Here is a 22,257-nt window from a genome sequence, read left to right as displayed (position 1 = left end):
CTGCGCTAAGCTTCGCCCATGAACTATCTCGCTCATCTTCATCTTGGCGGCCCCAGCCCCGCGGACATGCTCGGCAGTCTTTACGGGGACTTCGTCAAAGGCCCACTCCAAGGTCGCTGGCCGGCGCAGATCGAAGCAGGCATCCGTCTGCATCGGCAGATCGATGCCTTCACCGACAGCCATCCGCTGGTGCTGCAGGCCAAAGCGCGCTTTCCCAGCGAGCGTCGCCGCTATGCCGGGATACTGCTGGACCTGTTCTTCGATCATTGCCTGGCTGCGAACTGGGCGGACTACTCCGGCGAACCGCTGGACCTGTTTACCCAACGGGCTTACCGGGCGTTGAACGAAGAGCCCGAGCTGCCCGGCAAGCTCGCCGTGATCGCACCGCACATGGCGGCACACGACTGGCTCGGTAGTTACCGTGAATTCGAGGTACTGGGCAGGGTGCTGGCGAACATGGGCCGTCGCCTGAGCCGGCCGGGTGGCCTGGCCGGCGGCCTGGAAGAACTGGAACAGCTATACGACCCGCTGCTCGAGGACTTCCGCCACTTCTATCCGCAGCTGCAGCAGTTCGCCAAGGCGGCGATGTAGCGCGAACGCCCCGTATCACTGCGCATAGCCCGGGCTTTGCGCATCCAGCTTGCGCAACAGACCGGGCCATGCCAGCGCACCGCCCATGCCCGAGCGAGTGCGGGTCACGCCCGCTGCCATGGCCTTCGCACCGGCCAGAATCTGCTCCGGAATGGCGATCAGCTCGCTACCACCGGCCTGCGCCATGACCTGGATTTCACAGGCGCGCTGGAAGATGAACATCATCAGAAAGGTATCGGCGATGCTGCTACCGCAGGTCAGCAAACCGTGGTTGTGCAGCAGCATGAACGCGGTCTCGCCCAGATCGGCCTGCAGGCGCGCCTTCTCGTCGTGATTCAGCGCCACTCCTTCATAGCCATGGGTCGAAAGGCTGGCCAACACGAACAACGACTGCTGACTGATGGGCAGCACGCCCTGGCGCTGGGCCGAGACTGCCACCCCGGCGGCGGTGTGAGTGTGCATGACGCAGGCGACGTCATGGCGAACCTCATGCACAGCACTGTGGATGGTGTAACCGGCGGGATTGATCTCGTACGGGCTGTCCATCACCTTGTTGCCGCCCAGATCGACCTTGACCAGGCTGGACGCGGTGATTTCGTGAAACATCAGTCCGTACGGATTGATCAGAAAATGATCGGTTTCGGGAATCTTGGCCGAGATGTGCGTGAAGATCAGATCATCCCAGCCATGCAGCGCGACCAGCCGGTAACAGGCGGCCAGATCGACCCGCGCCTGCCACTCGGCAGGGCTCACTTGGGTTTCCAAAGAAGGCAAAGCGTGCAGCGCAGTCATCGAGGGCACCTCTTGTTATTGTCGTGAAGATGCCCTGGATTCTAGCCAGCCGCTAATGGCCAGGCAGTTGCTCTTGCAGCCAGGCCGCTGACCCGGCGAGCCACTCAGGCACGCAAGGCCGCCGCGAAGGCTTCCAGCCATGGTTCGGCATCGCTTTCCGGCGTCACCGTCTCGCTGGCATCGAGGCGCAGCATCTCCACGACTTCTCGCACGCCCAGCTCGGCATAGAGCTCACGAATCAGCTCGCCGCCACCACAGAAGGTGTCGCCGTAGCTGGCATCGCCAAGGGCGATGACGCCTCCGGGCAAACCGCTCCAGGCGGGAAACTGATCGCGAATTGCCGAGTACAACGGAATAAAGCTGTCCGGCAGCTCCCCCATGCCGGTGGTCGAGGTCACGACCAGCAGCGCTTCGGGGGCGAAATCGAGAATCTGTGGCAGCTGGGCGCGGGGATCGTGCCAGGTTTCGAAACCGGCGGCTTTCAGCTGGTGTTCGGCGTGACGGGCGACATCTTCGGCGGTGCCGTAGACGCTCCCGGAAAGAATGGCGACTTTCATGTGCGCTCCGAGGCAATCAAAGCTGCGCATTATGCCGCAATCGCCAAGTCTGGTCGGCACACCCTGCTCAGGCGAAGCCGTCCATCCAGAAAACGTGCAGCCTGCGGAACCACTATCGAGCCCATTTGTCATAGGGCCGATTGCCCCATCGCGACCATACCGGTTGCAGGCGTGTAGCGGCCCCACCCCGCGACGCCAAACGTGGAGGGCACTGTCCCTCCGAGGGTATCCGCATGGCGGAAGAGACGATTCTCAGCAAAGACGAACTGACCTTCATCCGCAAGTTGATGCAGCGCAACGGCAGCACCAGCGCCGAGCGCACGACAGGCTTTCGGATCGACGGCGGAGCGCAATCCAACGAACTGCTGATGCAGCTGGCCGCTCGCGCCAATCTGTCGTTGCAGGCGGAGTTCGAGGATTTCCGCATGTCCTTTCCGCTGCAGCTCCGGGAAGACGAACTACACAGCCTCGACCTACAGCTGGCCCCGCCGGTGATCTACGAACGCGGACCAACTACGCGTGCCTGGCGCCTGCATTTGGACCAGCCGCTCCCTCTGCTGGAAAACGATGGCGGTGAAAGCTCGCTCAGCGTGCACGAGCTGTCTCCGCACGGTTTGCTGGTGGATGCCGGCGGACATCGCAAACCACCCAAGCACTTCCACCTGCGCCTGGCGCTGCCCGATGACAGCCCGCTGGAGATCGACGCCCATCGCGTCCGCGAGCTGACCGGCGGACGAGCCGCGTACGAAGTGGAGTTCACCCAGGAAAAGGATGCCGAGCGGATCCGCTCCTTCCTCTATCGCCAGCACCAGCGCCTGCACCCTGATTTGCAGCCGGAGCTGCCAGCCGATCTGGTGTAAGCTGCCACGCCTGTAGCGACCGCCTCAATGTGTGGGCGGTCCGCCCATTTCAGGCAGTGGATTTTCATGCATCAGGCGCCGATTCTCATCACCGGAGCCAGCCAGCGGATCGGGCTGCATTGTGCCGAGCGACTGCTGGAAGACGGCTTTCCGGTCATCCTTACCTACCGTCGCGAACGCGACAGCATCGACCGGCTTCGCGCCTTGGGCGCACAGGCATTGCAGGCAGACTTCAGCGACGAAACCGGCATCACCACCTTTATCAGCGTGCTCAAGCAGCGGACCGACTGCCTGCGGGCCATCGTGCACAACGCCTCCGAATGGCGCCCGGATACCCCAGGACAGGAAGCCGAGGCGTTCCGCCAACTGTTCCAGGTGCATATGCTCGCGCCTTATCTGATCAATCTGCACTGCGCCGAACTGCTGCGCCACGGCGGCCCAGCGGACATCGTGCACATCGGCGACGACGTGACCCGCAAGGGCAGCAAGAAGCACATCGCCTATGCTGCGAGCAAAGCGGGCCTGGACAACCTGACGCTGTCCTTTGCCGCCAGCCTCGCGCCGGCGATCAAGGTCAACGGCATTGCCCCGGCGCTGATCCAGTTCAACCCGGAGGACGCCGCCGAATATCGCCGCAAGGCACTGGCCAAGTCCGCGCTGGGCATCGAGCCCGGTGCGGAGGTGATCTACCAAAGTCTGCGTTACCTGCTCGACAACCCTTATGTCACCGGCACCACACTGACCGTGAACGGCGGCCGCCACCTGATCTGAAGACTGCAAGGAGTCCCCATGCCCAGACTGGAACCCGCGATGGCTCGCATCCGCGTCAAGGACCTGCGGCTGCGCACCTACATCGGCATCAAGGAAGAGGAGATCCTCAACCGCCAGGACGTACTGATCAACCTGACGATGCTCTATCCCGCCGCAGAAGCGGTGCGCGAGAACGACATCGAACAGGCGCTGAACTACCGCACCATCACCAAGGCGATCATTCAGCACGTCGAAGACAACCGCTTCGCCCTGCTCGAGCGGCTGACCCAGGAAATCCTTGACCTGGTGATGCGCTACCCACAGGTGCGCTACGCCGAAGTGGAAGTCGACAAACCCCACGCGCTGCGCTTCGCCGAGTCCGTATCGATCACCCTGGCAGCGCATCGGGATTGACCCTGCGCAAGGCTGGCCGGCTCAACGACGCAAGGTTATGATCCGGCCGACCTCAGCCAACGCCGAGACCCAAAAGATGAATGATCAAGAACGCACCGAACTGGAAGCTGCTGCCTTCCGCCGCCTGGTCCAGCACCTTCGCACCCGCCCCGATGCGCAGAACATCGACCTGATGAACCTGGCCGGCTTCTGCCGCAACTGCCTGTCGAAGTGGTACAAGGCTGCCGCGGATGATCTGGAGATCGAAGTCAGCATCGACCAAGCCCGCGAAGAGGTGTACGGCATGCCGTACAGCGAGTGGAAGAAACGCTATCAGAAGGAAGCGACCGCCGAGCAGCAGGCCGCTTTCGACAAGGCCCAGAAAGAATGAACGACCTGAAGGACTTCCGCGCAAGCCTGCGCAATCGCAACCACGCATTCAGCGAAACACTGGCATTCATCGAGAGCGCCTACGACTATCAGCCGAGCCGCTTCTTCAACGGCACTCTGGAAAACGCTGCCGGCGAGAACGAAGGCTCCTGCAAGACACTGGGCCTCGCTCTGCTAGAAGGGTTCACGACGGAAGAAGCGCTGCTCGCGTTCGGCGAGCACTACCAAGCGGTACTGGCCAACCCCAACGGCACCGATCACCGCAACATTCGCGCGCTGATGGATACCGGGCTGCCCGGCGTGCGTTTCGATGAGCAGCCGCTCAAACGCAAGCAATAGCGCTCTACTCTGCAGGACCGAGCCGGAGATCGCGCCGGCTCCGCGAGGAAGTAAAAAGGGTCATCCCAAGCACTTGGGGAAGGCTGAAAGGAGCGGATGACCCGAAAACCATTGGATGCCAACTTACCCACCTATCGCGGGTGCGGATAATTCAGGTTTTGCATGTAGCCCATAGTCATGGGCTATCCCCTCTGCCAGGCCCCTTGCCTATCAACGCCTCTACAGGAGACGCCAATGCCCGTATCCGCCCTCTCCGGCCCGCAGTACCTGCGCGAGGGCCTGCGTCTGGTGCTCAGCCCAGGGCTGCGTCTGTTCGTGATTCTGCCGCTGACGGTCAACGTGTTGCTGTTCTTCGGCCTGATCTGGTTTGCGGTCGGCCAGTTCAGCGGCTGGGTCGATACCTTCATGCCCAACCTGCCCACCTGGCTCGCGTTTCTCGAGTACATTCTCTGGCCGTTGTTCGTCGCGCTTGTGGTGCTGATGGTGTTCTTCACGTTCACCATGCTGGCCAATATCCTCGCCGCACCGTTCAACGGCTTCCTGGCAGAAAAGGTCGAGGTGGTGGTACGCGGCGAAGATGCCGCGCCGCCCTTTAGCTGGGCCGAGCTGCTAGCCATGCTGCCGCGCACCATTGGCCGCGAGCTTCGCAAGCTGGCCTATTTCGCGCCGCGCGCACTGGCGCTGCTCGTGCTGTCCTTCATTCCGGTGCTGAACCTCGCCGCAGCGCCGTTATGGCTGCTGTTCGGCGTGTGGATGATGGCAGTGCAATACATCGACTATCCGGCAGACAACAACAAGCTGAGCTGGGCAGACATGATGGGGTGGCTGCGCAAGCGTCGCTGGCAGAGCCTGAGTTTTGGTGCAGTGACCTATGCGGCTTTGCTGGTACCGGTGCTGAACCTGTTGATCATGCCGGCGGCCGTGGCGGGGGCTACGTTGTTCTGGGTAAGGGAAGGTGGGCCCAATTGGCAGCTGGATCGCCAAGAATAGCTATCTAGCGGGGTCTGCAGGCGTCTGGCAGAGAGGTTTCCTTCAGGCAACTCGATGGTTGCCGTAAGCCGAAACCGCCAGCCAGCCCTGCATCTCATTACATCGCGAGAGCGTGCAAACCGGCAGCCAGATTTGCCCTGGCTGCCGCCATCACTCACGCCAGCGTCTTCAACGCCTCACGACTGAACGGCAGAATCTCTTCCATTCGGCCTTCACGTACCTTCACCGCCCAGTCTGGATCGCAGATCAATGCGCGCCCCACTGCCACCAGATCGAATTCCTGCTTGTTCAAACGCTCCAGCAGACCTTCGATATTGGCCGGCTGAGCCACCTTATCGGTTTTGACCATGAACTGCAGGAACTCGCCGTCCAGGCCAACACTACCTACGGTGATGGTCGGTTTACTGGTCAGCTGACGCGTCCAGCCGGCCAGATTGAGCTCGGAGCCCTCGAACTCCGGCTCCCAGAATCGGCGTGTCGAACAGTGGAAGATGTCCACACCGGCCGCCGACAGCGGCGCCAGGAACTCGCCGAGCTCTTCGGGCGACTGCACCAGTCGCGCGGTGTAGTCCTGCTGCTTCCATTGCGAGAAGCGGAAGATGATCGGGAAGTCAGGCCCCACCGCCGCACGCACGGCCTGGATCAGCTCGATGGCGAAGCGCGAGCGGTTAGCCAAACTGCCGCCGTATTCGTCGGTGCGCTGGTTGCTGCCCTCCCAGAAGAACTGATCGACCAAGTAACCGTGGGCACCGTGGATTTCCACGCCGTCCATGCCGATCGCCTGGGCATCGCGTGCAGCCTGGGAGAACGCCTCGACCACATCCTGGATGTCCTGCTTGGTCATGCCATGGACGACGACCTGACCGTCCTTCTGCTTCTCCATCGGGCCGTAACCGACGACCTCTGGCTCGGGCTCGGTGCCCTTGCGGCGCACATTACCGACGTGCCAGAGCTGCGGAACGATCTTGCCGCCAGCGGCATGCACCGCATCAACCACATCCTTCCAGCCAGCCAGGGCATCTTCACCGTAGAAACGCGGAACATGGGGATAACCGTTAGCCGCGGCATGGCCGACCGTGGTGCCTTCGGTAATGATCAACCCCACTCCGGAGGCAGCGCGACGGCGGTAGTACTCGACTACATCGGCAGTGGGTACACCGTTGGGCGAGAACGAACGGGTCATCGGCGCCATGACCACACGGGTCGGCAAACGGAGAGCACCCAACTCAAAGGGCTGGAACAAGGCTTGTACGCTGGCGGTCATCGATCGACTCCTGTGGCATTGATCAAGGCAACCGGGTGCTCATGCCCCGGCGATGTTATTGCAGCCGGCGCCAACAGGCGTTCGAGCTGCTGAAAAAACACCTGCAAAGGCGCAATGTTGCCGCTCACTTTCATGCGCAGCAGCGCGCCTTCCCAGGCATTGCTTATGAATTCCGCGAGGGCTGGGCAATCGCAGTCGGAGGCGATCTCGCCAGCGCTGCGCGCCTGCTCCAGACAAGTCGCGAGCAGATAGACGGATTGCTCAAGTATCTCGCTGAGCCGATTCGAGATGGGCGGGCACAGCTCGGCCATCTCGAAACTCAGACTGCCGATAAAGCAGTGATATTCGGGCCTTTCCTTGCGGGCAAAGTGCGCAACGAGATCGGCGTAGTAGTCGAGGACACGTTGCCGCGGGGAGATTGCGCAATTACCCAGCGCCGCCTGATAGCGCTCCAACCGTGGCGCGTAAATGTAGTCGAGCGCCTGCAGGGCAAAGTCCTCCTTACTGGCGAAGTAGTGGTAGAACGAGCCTTTGGGGATACCGGCTGCCTGGACAATCTCCTGCACGCCAGTGCCGTGATAGCCACGGCGGGTCATTACCTGAGCGCCTCGGGACAGGATAAGGTCGCGTTTGTCATTACGTGCTGGACTGGTCATGTACAGAGAATATGACCGGTCGTCTCGTCGGCACAGCATCATCCATGTCACTTATCCAGTGGCAACCATGGCGACGATGGGGGGAGGATTACGCGGAGGGAAAAGGATGCGACCGCAACTGCGGTCGCGAGGAGTACAGATCAGGCCAAGGCGGTTTCAATTGCCTGAATGAGCGCGGCATCGTCGGGCGCGGTGCGCGGCGAGAAACGAGCCAGCACGCGGCCGTCCTTGCCGACCAGAAACTTCTCGAAATTCCAGGTGATGTCGCCGGGGAAATCGGCACCTTCGCCAGCCAGTAGCCGATACAACGGATGACGCTGCGGGCCGTTGACCTCGAGCTTGCCGCTCAGAGGAAAGCTGACGCCATAGTTGAGGGAGCAGAAAGAGCGAATCTCATCGTCGCTGCCCGGCTCCTGCGCGGCGAACTGGTTGCACGGGACGGCCAGCACGCTGAAGCCACGGGGACCGTACTGCTGCTGAAGGCGCTCAAGGCCGGCGTACTGCGGTGTCAGGCCACATTGCGACGCGACATTGACCACCAGCGTGATCTGATCGCCGAACTGCGCCAGCGGCAACTCCTCGCCGCTCAGACCTGGCAAAACCAATTGATGGAATGCGCTCATGAAATCTCTCCTAACGAAAAAACGCCCCGGCAAACGACCGGAGCGCTCTTCTTGCATTCAACACGGTGGACTTCCAGCCGCCGTGCGCACGAACGCCTGAGTGGCGATCGAGATCAGTGGTGGTGACCACCTTCACCGTGAACGTGGCCGTGAGCAACTTCCTCTTCACTGGCTTCGCGCACGCTGACGACCTTGACGTCGAAGTTCAGACGCTGACCGGCCAGCGGGTGGTTACCGTCGACAATCACATCATCACCTTCCACGTCGCGAATGGTGACGATCTGCATGCCGCCGTCAGGACCGGAGGCGTGGAACTGCATGCCCACTTCCAGCTCGTCGACACCTTCGAACATCGCGCGGTTCAGCGTGGCAACCAGTTCGGCGCTGTACTCGCCGTAGGCGTCCTGAGGCTCGATGGAAACCTGAAGCTGGTCACCGCCCTGCTTGCCTTCGAGCGCTTTTTCCAGACCAGGGATGATGTTGCCTGCACCGTGCAGGTAGACCAGCGGCGCGCCGCCGGCCGAGCTGTCGATCACCTCACCGGCGTCGTTGGTGAGTGTGTAGTCGATGGAGACAGCCTTGTTAGCGGCAATCAGCATGGGGCAGAACCTTTGCTTTAGAGAATGGATGTCGAAGTTTAACCATCCACTGCGCCGAATGCGAACCGACCATGGATGAACGGACCACTGCCGCCCGTCGGCGCTTGCCGAGATGTAGTGCCATCGAATGTGTGACTACAACCTTCGGATGGCATCGTTTTAACGGCCGATGTGCAAGAATCGGCGAAAAGTATCTTTGGCACCCATATCAATAACATTAGAGAACCAAGGAGCACCGATGTCGGCTCGTAACATCCTGGTGATTAACTGTGGCAGCTCGTCGATCAAGTTCGCCCTGGTCAACGAAGCGCAAGCGACTTTCCCGCTGCAAGGCCTGGCCGAGTGCATTGGCAGCCCAGAGGCTGTCATCCACTTCGAAAGCGCGGCAGGCAAAGAAAGTGTCAAGGTGCCCGACGCCGATCATCAAGCTGCTCTCGCCAAGATCCTGCCACGCGTAGAAGAAGCCGCTGGCGGCCATCTGGACGGCATCGGTCACCGTGTAGTGCATGGCGGTGAGAAGTTCTTCGCCTCCTCGCTGCTCAACGACGAAACCCTGGCCGGCATCGAAGCCAACATCCAGCTGGCCCCCCTGCACAATCCAGCCAACCTCAGCGGCATCCATGCCGCCATCAACCTGTTCCCGGAGCTGCCGCAGGTAGGCGTGTTTGATACCGCCTTTCACCAGACCATGCCCGAGCACGCGTACCGCTACGCCTTGCCGGAAGTGCTCTACAAAGAACACGGCGTACGTCGCTACGGCTTCCACGGCACCAGCCATCGCTACGTCAGCAATCGCGCGGCCGAACTGGCTGGCGTGGCACCTGAAAGCAGCAGCTGGCTGGTTGCTCACCTGGGCAACGGTTGCTCCACCTGCGCAGTAGTCAACGGCGAAAGCCGCGACACCAGCATGGGCCTGACCCCGCTTGAAGGCCTGGTGATGGGCACCCGCAGTGGCGATGTCGACCCGAGCCTGCACAACTTCCTGAACAAGACCCTGGGCTGGGATCTGGCCAAGATCGACAACATGCTCAACAAGGAAAGCGGCCTGAAGGGTCTGTCCGGCCTGTCCAACGATATGCGCACCCTGGCCGATGCCCGCAACGCTGGGCATCCGGGCGCCGTACTGGCCTTCGAAGTGTTCTGCTACCGCCTGGCCAAATCGCTGTCGGCCATGGCCTGCGCCCTACCGCAGCTGGACGGCCTGGTATTCACCGGTGGTATCGGCGAGAACTCTTCGGCCGTGCGTGAGCGGACCCTGGAGCACCTCAAGCTGTTCGGCTTCAAACTCGACGCCGAGGCGAATGCCCGCTGCACCCGTGGTGTCGCCGGCGAAATCCAGGCCGAGGGTAGCCCACGCATCATGGTGGTTCCCACCAACGAGGAGCGTCAAATCGCCCTCGACACGCTGGCCCTGCTGGACGCCTGACCGCAGAGGCATGCAGGCACACCGAGACCCGACAGCCTCAGGCAGTCGGGTCTCTGCACTTGAGCGCCGCGGCAATCAGGCAGTTTCCACCCTGGCACAAGTGCCCTAGCCTTGCCGGCGCCCAGCACCGTTACCCGAGCACCCTGTCCTCAAGGAGATGCCATGCACACAATCTTTCTCGCCCCTACCGGTTTCGGCGGCGGCCTCAATTCCATCAGCCTTGGCTTGATTCGCGCGCTTGAAAACGCGGGTCTGAAAGTCGGCTTCTTCAAGCCAATTGCTCAACCCTTCCCGGTTGACCAGGGCCGCGAGCGCTCCTGCATTCTGGTCGAGCGCACGCTCAACCTGGCCTCTCCCGAGCCGCTGCCGCTGGAGCAGGTTGAGCGTCAGCTCGCCGACGGCGAGATCGATCTGCTGCTCGAGGACGTGATCAGCCGCTATCAACAGGTTGCAGTCGGCAAAGACGTGGTCATCGTCGAGGGCATGGTGCCCACCCGCGAAGCCAACTACACCCAGCGCATTAACACTCAGCTGGCCAAGAGCCTGGACGCCGAGGTCATCCTGATCGCAGCCCAGGGCAGTGACAGCCTCAAGCGTCTGGCCGAACGTATCGAGATCCAGGCCCAGCTATACGGCGGCGCCAAGGATCCCAAGGTACTCGGTGTCATCCTCAACAAGGTCAAGACCGAAGAAGGTCTGCCGGCATACATCGACAGCCTGAAGCAACACCTGCCGCTGCTGGGCGGGGCCGAGTTCCAGTTGCTCGGTGCGATCCCCTTCTCTGAAGAACTCAACGCACTGCGCACCCGTGACATCGCCGAACTACTTGGCGCCCAGGTGCTCAACGCTGGCGAGGCCGATCAGCGCCGTGTCGGCAAGATCGTGCTGTGCGCACGTGCCGTTCCGAACACCGTGCAGCTGCTGCAATCCGGCGTTCTGGTAGTCACCCCAGGAGATCGCGACGACATCATCCTCGCTGCCAGCCTCGCCTCGCTCAACGGTGAAAAGCTTGCCGGCCTGCTGCTGTGCAGTGACTTCGCGCCGGATCCACGCATCCTCGAGCTGTGCAAGGCTGCGCTGGACGGCGGCTTACCGGTGATGACCGTCCAGACCAACTCTTACGACACGGCGAACAACTTGTTCGGCCTGAACAAGGAGACCCCGTCGGACGACATCGAACGCGCTACCCGCGTAACCGACTTTATCGCCAAGCACTTGCACCCTGAGTTTCTGCACACGCGCTACAGCGTGCCGCGCGGCGAGCTGCGCATGTCGCCGGCCGCCTTCCGCTACCAGCTGGTCAAGCGCGCCCAGGATGCCAACAAGCGCATCGTGCTGCCCGAGGGCAACGAGCCGCGCACCATCCGCGCCGCCGCCATCTGCCAGGAGCGCGGCATCGCCCGCTGCGTGCTGCTGGCCAAGCCGGAGGAAGTCCAGCAGGTCGCCCGTGAGCAGGGCATCATGCTGCCGGCCAGCCTGGAGATTCTCGATCCGGACAGCATCGCCAATCGCTACGTCGAGCCAATGTGCGAGATGCGTAAAGCCAAGGGCCTTACGCCGGATGATGCACGTGAACAACTGAAGGACACCGTAGTTCTGGGCACCATGATGCTGGCTCTAGACGAGGTCGACGGCCTGGTTTCCGGTGCCGTGCACACCACTGCCAACACCATCCGCCCTGCTCTGCAGCTGATCAAGACGGCACCGGGCTACAGCCTGGTTTCATCGGTGTTCTTCATGCTGCTGCCGGATCAGGTACTGGTCTATGGTGACTGCGCAGTGAACCCCAACCCGAGCGCCACCGAGCTGGCCGAGATTGCGCTGCAAAGTGCCGAATCGGCTGTGGCATTAGGCGTGAGCCCGCGTGTCGCGATGATCAGCTACTCCACCGGTAGTTCCGGCAGCGGTGCTGAGGTCGAGAAGGTCGCCGAAGCCACTCGCATTGCTCAGGAGCGTGCGCCAGCGCTGCCGATTGACGGTCCGCTGCAGTACGACGCCGCCTCCGTTCTCAGCGTCGGCAAGCAGAAGGCGCCTAACAGCAAGGTGGCCGGGCAAGCTACCGTGTTCATTTTCCCCGACTTGAACACCGGTAACACCACCTACAAGGCCGTTCAGCGTAACGCCAACTGCCTCAGCGTCGGCCCGATGCTACAAGGTCTGGCTAAACCGGTTAACGACCTGTCCCGTGGCGCACTGGTAGACGACATCGTCTTCACCATCGCGCTCACCGCACTACAGGCCGCCAACCAGCAGACCTGACCGCCTGTCGAAGCTGACGCCGACCGCCTTTTAGCCGGCGGCGTCAGTCTCGAATCGCTCTCGATAGTTGCAGTTCAGCGCGTAATCGCTACTCTTGGCGCCTCGAATCAGCCGTATCGACGAGAACCCCATGCTGAGCTTCCTCCCTGCGCCCGCGCGCGGCACCCTCGCCGCACTGTTCCTGGCGCTCAATACCCTGTTCTGGTGCTGGCCCCTTTTCGCCCTCTCGCTGCTCAAATTAGTGCTCCCCGTCCCCGCCATACAACGTGGCCTGCGTTTCGGCATGCACTGGATCGCGGAGTCCTGGATAGCGGTGAACAGCTTCTGGATGAACCTGGTACAGCCGATTCGTTGGGATGTGCAGGGCCTCGAGCTGGTGGACATGCACCACTCCTACCTTGTCACCAGCAACCACCAGAGCTGGGCGGACATCCTCGTGCTGCAGTATCAGCTCAACCGACGCATGCCGATTCTCAAGTTTTTCCTCAAGCAGGAGCTGATCTGGGTTCCGGTAATTGGTCTGTGCTGGTGGGCTTTGGAATTCCCGTTCATGAAGCGTTTCAGCAAGGAATATCTGGCCAAGTACCCGGAAAAACGTGGCGAGGACCTGGCGACCACACGCAAGGCCTGCGAGCGCTATCGAACCAACCCGGTGTCGGTATTCAATTTCTTGGAAGGCACACGTTTCACCGAGGATAAGCACACCGAGCAGGCGTCGCCTTACCCATTTCTACTCAAGCCCAGGGCTGGCGGTATCGCCTTCGTGATCGATGCCATGGGCGAACAGCTCACGGCGCTGATCAACATCACCATTCACTACCCCGATGGTCGCCCCAGCTTCTGGGATTTACTCGCCGGCAATATTCATCAAGTGGTCCTGCGAATCGAGGCCCAGCCGATTCCAGCCGAGTTTCTTGGGCACAATTATGATCAGGACGAGGCGTACAGGCTGGCGTTTCAGGAATGGGTCAACGGACTCTGGGCCGACAAGGATGCGAAGCTGGCGCAACTGCACCAGACGTTTCCAGTGCAACATCGAGCGTCATAGCCGCTATTGCACATCCCACGTGGTGCGGGCAGAAAAGGCCCGCGCCTCCTCCGCCGTTACGGCCGGGGACACCAGAAAACCCTGCATGACATCACAGCCGTTTTCCAGCAACCAGTCGCGCTGAGCGAGCGTTTCTACGCCCTCGGCTATCACCTCCAGGCCAAGATTGCGCCCAAGGTCGATGATGGTGCTGACCACAGCCGCATCGCGCGGCGAGCCCAGCATGTTGGCGATGAACAGGCGGTCGATCTTCAGCGTATCCAGCTCGAAATGCCGCAAATAGGCGAGCGACGAATAGCCGGTGCCAAAATCGTCGATTGCAACCCGTACGCCGAGTTTTCGCAGCTGACGAAGCTTCTCGCAGCTGCGCTCCAGATCCTGCATGAGCGTACCTTCCGTGACCTCCAGCTCCAGCTGCACCGGATTGAGCTGATACTCGTCGAGCAGGCGTCGTAGCGAATCGAAAAGCCCGGCGCGACTGAACTGCACCGGACTGACGTTCAGGCTGAGTATCAGGTCGCTGCCGGAAGATGGCTCCCATTGGCAGTACTGGTTCATCCCCTCTCGTAACACCCAGTCACCCACCCGCTCGATAAGGCGAGTTTCCTCCAGCAACGGAATGAACACCGCCGGATCGTTCTCGCTGGCGTCACCCTGCGGCCAGCGCAACAGGCCTTCGAAGCCCCTTAGCTTGCCGCTGGCAAGCATCACCTGCGGCTGGTAGAGCAGCTCGAAGTCGTTGCGCTCGGTGGCGTTGCGTAGATTCTCTTCCATCATCAATCGGGCGTGGGCACGCTCGTTCATGTCGTTCGAGAAAAAGCGGTACTGCCTGCGCCCGGCACGCTTGGCTTCATACATCGCCATGTCCGCCGAACGCAGCAGCTGGTCAACACTGACACCGCAATCCGGGAAGTGCGCGATGCCGATGCTCGCACCAAGGGTCACCTCGGTGCCGTCGATCTTGTGCCTCACCGAGATCAGCTCGATCAGCTTTTCGGCCACACGAGCCGCGTCCTCTGGATGATCCAGAGAGTCCAGCAGCGCCGTGAACTCATCCCCCCCCATGCGCGCGATGATGTCGTACGGCCGCATACAGGTTTCCAGCAGGCGCGCCACTTTGCACAGAATCTCGTCGCCAGCATCGTGACCAAGGGAGTCGTTGATGCGCTTGAAACCATCCAGGTCGATATAGAGGATCGCCATGCGTTTGCCATTGCGATCGACACGCGCCAGCGACGACTCCAGCGCCTGGTGGAAGCCACGCCTGTTCAACAGGCCTGTCAGCGAGTCAGTGACCGCCTGGGTCTCGAGCTGAACATGCAGGTTGCGCACCACCGACATATCCAGCGCGATAACCACCATGGAGCGCTGCTGGCGCGGCAACGGCGAGCTGGACAACGCCACCGGCAGCGGCGTGCCATTGGCGGTGTGCAGCTGGGCTTCGTGCAAGCGGTAGGTCGAGCCGCTGCGCCAGTAACGATAGAAGTCCGACTCGTGCCAATTGGCCGGCATGTCCGGCGCGGCGAGATGCGACAGCAGCGGCGTACCCTGCAGGTCCTCGACACGGGTATGCAACATGCCGGCAATGGCCGGATTGGCGAAGTTGATGTAGCCGTCTTCTCCGACTACCAAAATGCCTTCCGCGGCATTGCTCAGCACCGAAGCGTTGAACGCGCGGGCGGTGTCGAGCTGCTGAGTGAGCAGCTGCAGGTCGCGTCGGTTGTGCTCATGGGCCAGCAGCGTGTTGATCTTGTGCTTGAGCACCTGCGGATCGAAGGGTTTGAGAATGAAGTCGACCGCTCCGGTGGCATAGCCACGCAACACCGAATCGCGGGTGTGGGCAATTGCGGAAACGAAAATGATAGGTGTGTAGCGGGTATGCGGACTGCCGCGCATGAGCCGCGCGACTTCGAAGCCATCCATACCCGGCATCTGCACATCGAGCAGGACGAGCTCAACGTCGAGTTCCAACAACGCCCTGAGCGCCCCTTCCCCCGAATTGACGGTATGCACCTGCCAGTCACCGTCGCCCAGCAACGCCTCCATCGCCACCAGATTGGCCTCGCGATCATCCACCACCAGCAACGTGCGGCTGCGGGGTTTGGACTTAAGCTGCGTTTGCGTCATCGCCAACCTCCAAGCAAGCCGCATCGACGCACCCACAGGAGCGCCATGCGCACCGCACGATATCGGCTGACCTTTGTTTCGCCACTGCCATGTTCAGCGTGCACCACCCGCTCACTCCTCATCAGCATCAGTCGCGCCGGCGTCCAGGCCTAGCCAGTGCCGCGTCAATTCTTGTAACGGCTCCGGCTCGACCGGCTTGACCAGCACATCGTCCGCACCAGCAGCAGCGCAACGCTCGCGCTCCTCATCGTTGTCCGTCACTACCAGCGCGATGATCGGCGCCTGACAGTCATGCCCCCGCTTAAGCCGCTGCGCCAACTCTGGACCATCCGCCCCAGGCTGGCTCATGTCCAGCAGTACCAGATCGAAGGCATCCTCTTCGAAACGCTCGATGGCCTCATCGGCGCTGGTAACCGGAACCACCTGCAGGCCTAACTGATCGAGCTGAGCGGTCAACGAATAGATCAGGCGCACATCCTGATCCATCAACAGGACACGGCGGCCAGCGGCGGTCACCTGCAACGAGGCCGCAGCACTTGACGCAGGAGTGGCTGGCTCCGGCCGTATCAGCGCGCCCATACGCTCCACATCCTCATCCTTGGATAAGGACGATGCCGAATATCTGCGCAAGCGTTGCATATCATCCTCCGACAAAGGCTTGCGACTGTTGACCAGCACAGTGACCGCGCGAAGTGAACGCAACCGCTCGAGGGCATCCAACAGATCCAGTCCATTGCCATCAGCGAGTTCGTGATCGGTCACGACCACCGTAAAGGCTTGCTCGGCATAGGCCAGTCGGGCAGCCTCAGCGGTCGCGGCCAGCGTGACGCTGTAGCCGAGACGCTCGAAGTAGTCGCGGATCAGCATGCGCCGCCGCGGGTCCGTTTCTACCAGCAACAGGCGTAGCGGATTGTGATCGTGTCGAGCGAGCTCGCTGAAGATTCGTTCCAGCTCGGATTGCGCCACCGGCTTGACCAGGTAGCGCGAACCGTCGTCGTGCCAATCATGGGGCTGAGGTACGCAGGAAATGATCATCACCGGCATACCCTGATGGCGCTCATCTGCACGAAGCTCGCGATGGACCTGCCAACCGCTGATATCCGGGAGCAGGATGTCCAGAATCACGGCCGCAAAATGCTCGCGATTCAGCGCCTCTAGCCCCTGCTGTCCGGTGCTGCAGATCAGACTGGTAAAGCCGTGGCTTTGACCGACCTCTGCGACCACCGATGCAAAATCCGCATCATCTTCAATGATCAGCAAACCGGGTCCTCGGCCGCGTCGCTGCGGCTGAGGCGGTAGCAACGATTGCGCAGGGGTGCCTGCGATAAGCTCCACGGGCAACTGAACGGTGAATGTCGCACCCTGCCCCAGTTCGCTGACTACGGTGAGATGGCCACCGAGCACCTCGACCAGTTGGCGGGTGATCGCCAGACCAAGTCCGGTGCCGCCGTAGTGCCGACTGATCGAACCATCGATCTGTTGAAACGCCTGGAATATCCGCTCCTGCTGATCCGGGGCGATACCGATGCCGCTGTCGCGCACCTGCAGTTGCAGCAACGGGCCTGTCTGGTCGTCGGCTGGCAGGCAAGCGGCCAGTAGTTCGACACCGCCGCGCTCGGTGAACTTCAGTGCGTTGGTCAACAGGTTATGCAAAATCTGCTGAAGCCGCGCGCGATCGGAATTCAGCGTGAGCGGTACATCCGGATCGACCGTCATTTTCAGCGCCAATCCTTTTTGCTCGGCCATAGGCCCGAGCGCGACATCCAGCTCGTTCAGCAACTCGCGTAGATTCAGCGGCTCCAGTTTGAGCTGCATCCGCCCGGACTCGATCTTGGCAAGGTCCAGCACATCGTTTATCAGCTCCAGTAGCTCATGGCCGGCGCGGTGGATGATGTCGGCGTGACGGACCTGCTTGTCGTTGAGGTTTCCCGCACCGTTCTGCCGCAACTGGTCGCTAAGGATCAGGATGCTGTTGAGCGGTGTACGCAACTCGTGCGACATGTTGGCGAGGAATTCCGATTTGTAACGGTTGGCTACGGCCAATTGGTCAGCCTGGTCGCGCAGGCGCCGTTCGGCCGCCTTGCGGTGACTGATATCGATGATCACAGCCTGCACCAGTTGTTCATCGCCGCTGCGCAACGGTGAAAGCCCTATCTCCACCGGCAGCGCGCTACCATCGCGGTGCCGACCGAACAGCTCGCGATTGCTGCCCATGCGGCGGGGCTCAGGATTTTCCGCGTACCCCTGACGAAGGCCGTGGTGCGCTTCGCGCAACGCTTCGGGCAGCAGCACTTCCACCGGCTGGCCGACCAGATCTTGCCGGCTGTAGCCGAAAAGAATTTCGGTCTGGCGGTTGACCATGACGATCTCGCCCTGCGCGTCCACCAGCACGAACGCATTAGGCGAGGCCTCGACGACGTTGCGAAAGCGTTCCTCATCGCGCTTACGCGCCTGCAGATCGAGCAGGTTGAGCACGTAGTACAACTCGTCATCATGACTGAAGCTTGTCAGGCTGACGGCCACCGGTATGGGCTTGCCATCCTCGCGCTGTGCCTGGAGCTCCAGCTGACTAGTCTCACGCAGCTGCCGCAGGGTCTGTTCACCGAGCACACCTGGAACATAGCGGCTCACACGCTCCCCGGCCAGAAGCTCTGTTGAGCTTGCCAGCAGCTGTCCGGCGCTCTGGTTGGCCAGCTCGATGCGCCCACCTGCGTTGCACAGCAGCGTGGCAACCGGAAGTTGTTCGATCAACTGACGAAAGCGTGCCTCGCGTTCCTGCAGTTGCAGGCTTAACGCCTGACTGCTGCGTAGTGCGCGTTCGCGAAGGTAGAGGTAGCCGCCCACCAGCAATGAAAACAGTGCCGCGGCCGTCAAAGCGGCGGCCAGGCTGAAGGCCCGATTGTTGTCGCGCAGCACCGCTTCGTACTCGGGAGTACTTGCCACCTGCAACTGCCAGCTACGTCCATACATGTAGATATTGCGGATGCGCTGAAACGCGGCATCGGTACTCACCGGGGCACGCCCGGTAAGAAGCGGCGCCTCCGGACTGGCGGCATCGAACAGCTGCAGCTGCAGCATCCGACTACGGGACCCTAAGATGCCTTCCATCAGATCGGTCAGGCGAAAGGCTCCATGCAGGCTGCCTACGAAGGCGCGCTTACGCTCTTCTTCGGTGGTTACCGGCGCCGTCGAGGCATAAAGAGGAAAGAACAACAGAACGCCCATCTGCACGTTCTGTTCGGTTTCTTGCTTGAGTCGCAACGGGCCAGTGAGCACCGGGTTGCCAGTGTTACGTGCGGTGGTAATGGCCTCACGGCGTGTCGCTTCGCTGAACAAGTCGAAACCGAGCACCCGGCGATTGCGCCAATCGGTGGGATGGATGTAATCGGTCACCACATATTCGTCCCGCTCCCCAGGCGGATACATCCGGAAACGGTCGCGGCCCATGCTGCGGATGTGATTGATCATGGTTTCCAGAGTCGCTGGCGTGGCGTGTCGCGCCAATGCAACGCCCTGAATTCCGGGGTAGAAATCCTGCAGCTGCAGCTGATCCGCAGCACGCGCCCACTCGTCCACTTTCACGTCGTCGTTGCCCGCAACTACGCCGGCAAGCCCACGCAAGACCATTTCGTAGGCGCGCATTCTTTCGCGAAGGGTGTGCTCTATATCATCGACGGCAAAGGTAAAGCGCTGCTCCTGCTCGATCCTGCTGCGCTGCTCCTGAACATACCATTGCCAGCCAATCCATCCACCCAGCCCCGCCATCAGGGCCAGCGCGACCAGTAATGGCAACCAGGACCTGCGGGAATGGAGAGCGGGACGATCATCCATTCGACCTCCTCTGTGCCACTACTGGTGTGCTATCGAATGTCAGATTCGAATAGTGCAGAGAGGTTCAATGGCACGAGCAAGAAACGAATTAATGGCGTCTGAAAACAGACAATTGCGAGGCCGTTGCAGCCCCGCAATCTATTAGAGCATTACAGCGGACGAAGATTGATCTCGACGCGGCGGTTCTGCGCACGGCCAGCAGTCGTATCGTTGCTGGCGATCGGCTGGCTTGGGCCCGCACCGTAGGAGGAAATCCGCGAAGCGGCGACGCCGTTGGACGCCAGGTAAGAGGCAACGCTCTGCGCACGACGGTTGGACAGATCCTGGTTCAGCTGCAGCGAACCGGTGCTGTCGGTATGGCCGACGATATCTACGCCATTCTTGTTGAACTCCTTGAACACCTGCACCAGTGAGTTCAGCGTCGGATAGAAGCTGCTGGAGATATCTGCCGAGTTGCTGGCAAAGGTAATGTTGCCAGGCATGATCAGCGTCAGATTGTCACCATTGCGCTGTACCTGAACACCGGTGCCCTGCAGCGTCTGACGCAGCTTGGCTTCCTGGGTATCGACGTAGTAACCGTAGCCACCGCCCGCTGCGCCGCCTACCGCTGCGCCAATCAGTGCGCCCTTGGTGCGATCTTTCTTGCTCGAAGTCGCAGCGCCGATGACCGCACCACTGACGGCACCGATACCGCCATATACACCGGCTTTTCCAGCCTGCTGCTCGCCGGTATAGGGATTGGTGGTGCAACCAACCAGCAGAGCAACGCCTGCAGCCAGAGCGGTCATGTTCAGCATTTTCATAGTTACTTCCTTCTCTTGTCAGTTACCAAGGCAGTCCCCAGCCCTTGCGAGCGCAGCCCTGAATGCGGCGCTAGATTACCATCGACCACCACCAAGGATAGGAACCGTGCAGCAGAACCCGTCCAACGGCCGGACATTCAGGCGCGAACGAAAGGATTCTCGCGCATCTCGTCTCCCAGACGAGTGTCCGGACCATGGCCAGTCACCACGGTGGCCTCTTCGTCGAGCGAGTAGAGTCGCTGCTTGATGGAGCGCTCGATGCTTGAGTAGTCCCCACCCCAAAGGTCGGTACGCCCGATACCGCGACGGAACAGCGTATCGCCGGCGATCAACAGCTTGGCGTCAGCGAACCAGAAACTCATCGAGCCTGGCGTATGCCCCGGAGTGTGCAACGCCACACCGCAACCGCAGGCCAGCTCCTCGTCATCGGCCAGCCACTTATCAGGCCCTGGCACCGGCGTATACGGCACACCGAACATGCGGCACTGCATTTCCAGGTTGTCCCAGAGAAACTGATCAGCCTTGTGCAAGTGAAGCGTGGCGCCGGTCTTTTCCTTCATCTGCCCCGAAGCCAGGAAATGATCCAGATGCGCGTGGGTATGGATGATGCTCACCACTTTCAGGCCATGGGTATTCAGCCGGGCCATGATCAGCTCCGGGTCGCCACCGGGATCGACCACGATGGCCTTTTTACTTACCGGGTCGCCAATGATCGTGCAGTTGCACTGCAAAGGCCCGACGGGGAAGGATTCCCGTATTATCTGGGGTTTTGCGGCTTCCATGGGTGCTCCTGTATGATTGATGGCACAATTTTGGCACAGTGCGGTTTGAAGATGGCGACATTCAGGAAGAAAGGCCCTTACCAGTGGCACGCCCAAATCAGGCGTAAAGGGTGGCCCCAACAGACCCGCACATTCAATACCCAGACAGAGGCAAAAACCTGGGCGACCATGATCGAACGCGAAATGGATGCTGGCGTGTTCGTCAGCCGCAACGAAGCCGAGGCCACCTCGTTCTCCAGCGCACTGGAGTTGTACGCCAAGGAGGTGACCAGCAAGAAGCGCAGCAGCGCCTCCGAGCTATCGCGCATCCAGGCCATGCAACGCCACCCTCTCACGCTTCGCTCGCTTGCCAGCATTCGTGGCTCCGACATGGCGGCCTATCGCGACATGCGCCTAGAGGAAGGCATGGCCCCCTCCACCGTGCGCCGCGAGCTGGCCCTGATCTCTCACGTCTTCACCATCGCCCGCAAAGAGTGGCGCATGGAGTCGCTAAGCAACCCTGTCGAACTGATCCGGCAGCCGAGCGTTGATGACGCCAGAGAACGGCGAATCCTCAGTGCCGATGTATGGACACGCAAAGACGGGAAGCTGGTATGTGAGCACCTGGACGAACTGGAAATGATCAGCCGCCACTCGCGCTCGGCCGAGCTGCCAAAGATCGTCGCCTTCGCCGTAGAAACGGCGATGCGCCGCAGTGAGATAACCGGCCTGCTACGCGCCAACGTAAACAGGGACAAGCGGGTCGCACTGCTGCCCATGACCAAGAACGGCTCTGCTCGGGGCGTCCCCCTTTCCAGCAAAGCTGTGGAGATACTGGAAAGTCTCGCCGAGCGTGACGATGGCCGCTGCTTTAAGAGTCGCCCAGACACAATCAGCAAAGCATTCGCGAGCGCTATCACCGAGGCGCGCAAGGCCTATGTCGAGGGCTTGAACCTTTTCCTCGAACAGAAGCGACTCGCCAAAGAGAAGATCGACCAACTCATCCAAGACGACCCGTTTCTGGTTGATTTGCGCTTCCATGACTTGCGCCATGAGGCAACCTCACGCCTGGCAGAAATATTCCCGCTGCATGAGCTAACCAAAATTACCGGCCACCAGGACACTCGCATGCTGATGCGTTACTACCACCCGAGAGCGGAAGACCTCGCAAGGAAGCTGATCTAGCACACACCTGGGC

Annotated in this window: 21 protein-coding genes; 11 read left to right on the top strand and 10 right to left on the bottom strand. The window is 61.1% G+C overall.

Annotation, left to right across the window (positions count from 1 at the left end):
* Window positions 1-18: 18 nt before the first annotated feature.
* Window positions 19-591 carry an acyl carrier protein phosphodiesterase gene (locus tag AAEZ08_RS12870; protein ID WP_500124421.1) on the top strand — a complete coding sequence of 191 codons (573 nt, stop codon included), beginning with the start codon at window positions 19-21 and terminating at the stop codon, window positions 589-591.
* 15 nt (window positions 592-606) lie between these two features.
* On the opposite strand, the gene AAEZ08_RS12865 is transcribed toward AAEZ08_RS12870, so the two are convergent.
* Window positions 607-1,383 carry a class II aldolase/adducin family protein gene (locus AAEZ08_RS12865; RefSeq protein ID WP_483030912.1) on the bottom strand — a complete coding sequence of 259 codons (777 nt, stop codon included), beginning with the start codon at window positions 1,381-1,383 and terminating at the stop codon, window positions 607-609.
* Between the two features lie 104 nt (window positions 1,384-1,487).
* The gene (locus AAEZ08_RS12860) at window positions 1,488-1,940 is read right to left on the bottom strand and encodes a flavodoxin (protein WP_500124420.1); all 453 of its coding nucleotides are present in this window, start codon (window positions 1,938-1,940) and stop codon (window positions 1,488-1,490) included.
* Window positions 1,941-2,173: 233 nt separating this feature from the next.
* On the opposite strand from AAEZ08_RS12860, the gene AAEZ08_RS12855 reads away from it, so the two are divergent.
* The 6 genes from AAEZ08_RS12855 to cysZ all read left to right on the top strand — a co-directional run bounded on the left by AAEZ08_RS12855 (window position 2,174) and on the right by cysZ (window position 5,662).
* Window positions 2,174-2,800, top strand: coding sequence for a PilZ domain-containing protein (locus AAEZ08_RS12855; RefSeq protein WP_102820634.1), 627 nt, complete (start codon window positions 2,174-2,176; stop codon window positions 2,798-2,800).
* Window positions 2,801-2,866: 66 nt separating this feature from the next.
* On the top strand, window positions 2,867-3,571 hold the full coding sequence (gene folM, locus AAEZ08_RS12850; protein WP_500124418.1) for a dihydromonapterin reductase: 705 nt from the start codon (window positions 2,867-2,869) through the stop codon (window positions 3,569-3,571).
* Window positions 3,572-3,589: 18 nt separating this feature from the next.
* Window positions 3,590-3,964 (top strand): dihydroneopterin triphosphate 2'-epimerase, encoded by a 375-nt coding sequence (gene folX, locus AAEZ08_RS12845; protein WP_003285881.1) that lies wholly within the window; start codon window positions 3,590-3,592, stop codon window positions 3,962-3,964.
* Window positions 3,965-4,040: 76 nt separating this feature from the next.
* Window positions 4,041-4,334: a DUF1244 domain-containing protein gene (locus tag AAEZ08_RS12840; protein WP_003285880.1), complete on the top strand. Its 294-nt coding sequence runs from the start codon at window positions 4,041-4,043 to the stop codon at window positions 4,332-4,334.
* Window positions 4,331-4,672: a HopJ type III effector protein gene (locus tag AAEZ08_RS12835; RefSeq protein WP_003285879.1), complete on the top strand. Its 342-nt coding sequence runs from the start codon at window positions 4,331-4,333 to the stop codon at window positions 4,670-4,672. The genes AAEZ08_RS12840 and AAEZ08_RS12835 overlap by 4 nt, the downstream gene beginning before the upstream one ends.
* 234 nt (window positions 4,673-4,906) lie before the next feature.
* On the top strand, window positions 4,907-5,662 hold the full coding sequence (gene cysZ, locus AAEZ08_RS12830) for a sulfate transporter CysZ (RefSeq protein WP_003285878.1): 756 nt from the start codon (window positions 4,907-4,909) through the stop codon (window positions 5,660-5,662).
* Window positions 5,663-5,816: 154 nt separating this feature from the next.
* Here the strand turns inward: cysZ and AAEZ08_RS12825 are convergent, their stop codons facing one another.
* From AAEZ08_RS12825 to AAEZ08_RS12810, 4 genes are all read right to left on the bottom strand, one after another.
* The gene (locus AAEZ08_RS12825) at window positions 5,817-6,926 is read right to left on the bottom strand and encodes an NADH:flavin oxidoreductase (protein ID WP_003285876.1); all 1,110 of its coding nucleotides are present in this window, start codon (window positions 6,924-6,926) and stop codon (window positions 5,817-5,819) included.
* Window positions 6,923-7,582, bottom strand: a complete 660-nt coding sequence (locus tag AAEZ08_RS12820) for a TetR/AcrR family transcriptional regulator (protein ID WP_500124417.1) — start codon at window positions 7,580-7,582, stop codon at window positions 6,923-6,925. Before AAEZ08_RS12820 ends, AAEZ08_RS12825 begins: the two co-directional genes overlap by 4 nt.
* A 140-nt stretch (window positions 7,583-7,722) precedes the next feature.
* Window positions 7,723-8,205 (bottom strand): glutathione peroxidase, encoded by a 483-nt coding sequence (locus tag AAEZ08_RS12815; protein ID WP_003285873.1) that lies wholly within the window; start codon window positions 8,203-8,205, stop codon window positions 7,723-7,725.
* A gap of 113 nt (window positions 8,206-8,318) precedes the next feature.
* Entirely contained in the window at window positions 8,319-8,804 is a 486-nt protein-coding gene (locus tag AAEZ08_RS12810; protein WP_003285872.1) for an FKBP-type peptidyl-prolyl cis-trans isomerase, read from the bottom strand.
* Between the two features lie 238 nt (window positions 8,805-9,042).
* On the opposite strand from AAEZ08_RS12810, the gene AAEZ08_RS12805 reads away from it, so the two are divergent.
* From AAEZ08_RS12805 to yihG, 3 genes are all read left to right on the top strand, one after another.
* A complete protein-coding gene (locus AAEZ08_RS12805) occupies window positions 9,043-10,230 on the top strand; it encodes an acetate kinase (RefSeq protein WP_003285870.1) in 1,188 nt (395 codons plus the stop codon).
* Between the two features lie 162 nt (window positions 10,231-10,392).
* Window positions 10,393-12,489, top strand: a complete 2,097-nt coding sequence (gene pta / locus AAEZ08_RS12800) for a phosphate acetyltransferase (protein ID WP_500124416.1) — start codon at window positions 10,393-10,395, stop codon at window positions 12,487-12,489.
* A gap of 130 nt (window positions 12,490-12,619) precedes the next feature.
* A complete protein-coding gene (yihG, locus tag AAEZ08_RS12795; RefSeq protein WP_500124415.1) occupies window positions 12,620-13,537 on the top strand; it encodes a 1-acylglycerol-3-phosphate O-acyltransferase, YihG family in 918 nt (305 codons plus the stop codon).
* Between the two features lie 3 nt (window positions 13,538-13,540).
* Here the strand turns inward: yihG and AAEZ08_RS12790 are convergent, their stop codons facing one another.
* The 4 genes from AAEZ08_RS12790 to AAEZ08_RS12775 all read right to left on the bottom strand — a co-directional run bounded on the left by AAEZ08_RS12790 (window position 13,541) and on the right by AAEZ08_RS12775 (window position 21,080).
* Entirely contained in the window at window positions 13,541-15,664 is a 2,124-nt protein-coding gene (locus AAEZ08_RS12790) for a putative bifunctional diguanylate cyclase/phosphodiesterase (RefSeq protein ID WP_003285866.1), read from the bottom strand.
* A gap of 111 nt (window positions 15,665-15,775) precedes the next feature.
* Window positions 15,776-19,495, bottom strand: coding sequence for a CHASE domain-containing hybrid sensor histidine kinase/response regulator family protein (locus AAEZ08_RS12785; protein WP_500124414.1), 3,720 nt, complete (start codon window positions 19,493-19,495; stop codon window positions 15,776-15,778).
* Window positions 19,496-19,644: 149 nt separating this feature from the next.
* Window positions 19,645-20,298, bottom strand: coding sequence for a YiaD family glycine zipper/OmpA-like lipoprotein (locus AAEZ08_RS12780; RefSeq protein ID WP_003285864.1), 654 nt, complete (start codon window positions 20,296-20,298; stop codon window positions 19,645-19,647).
* Between the two features lie 137 nt (window positions 20,299-20,435).
* Window positions 20,436-21,080: an MBL fold metallo-hydrolase gene (locus AAEZ08_RS12775; RefSeq protein WP_500124413.1), complete on the bottom strand. Its 645-nt coding sequence runs from the start codon at window positions 21,078-21,080 to the stop codon at window positions 20,436-20,438.
* A gap of 12 nt (window positions 21,081-21,092) precedes the next feature.
* Here AAEZ08_RS12775 and AAEZ08_RS12770 point away from each other — a divergent pair, with 12 nt between their 5' ends.
* The gene (locus AAEZ08_RS12770; RefSeq protein ID WP_500124412.1) at window positions 21,093-22,244 is read left to right on the top strand and encodes a tyrosine-type recombinase/integrase; all 1,152 of its coding nucleotides are present in this window, start codon (window positions 21,093-21,095) and stop codon (window positions 22,242-22,244) included.
* Window positions 22,245-22,257 lie beyond the last annotated feature (13 nt).

Origin of the sequence: Pseudomonas sp. E45-MNA-CIBAN-0222 (genome assembly GCF_040310405.1) — a bacterium.
GTDB classification, from domain to species: Bacteria; Pseudomonadota; Gammaproteobacteria; order Pseudomonadales; family Pseudomonadaceae; genus Stutzerimonas; species Stutzerimonas stutzeri_AC.
Note: the sequence above shows the minus strand (reverse complement) of the source record. Positions and strands in the feature narration are given on the sequence as shown.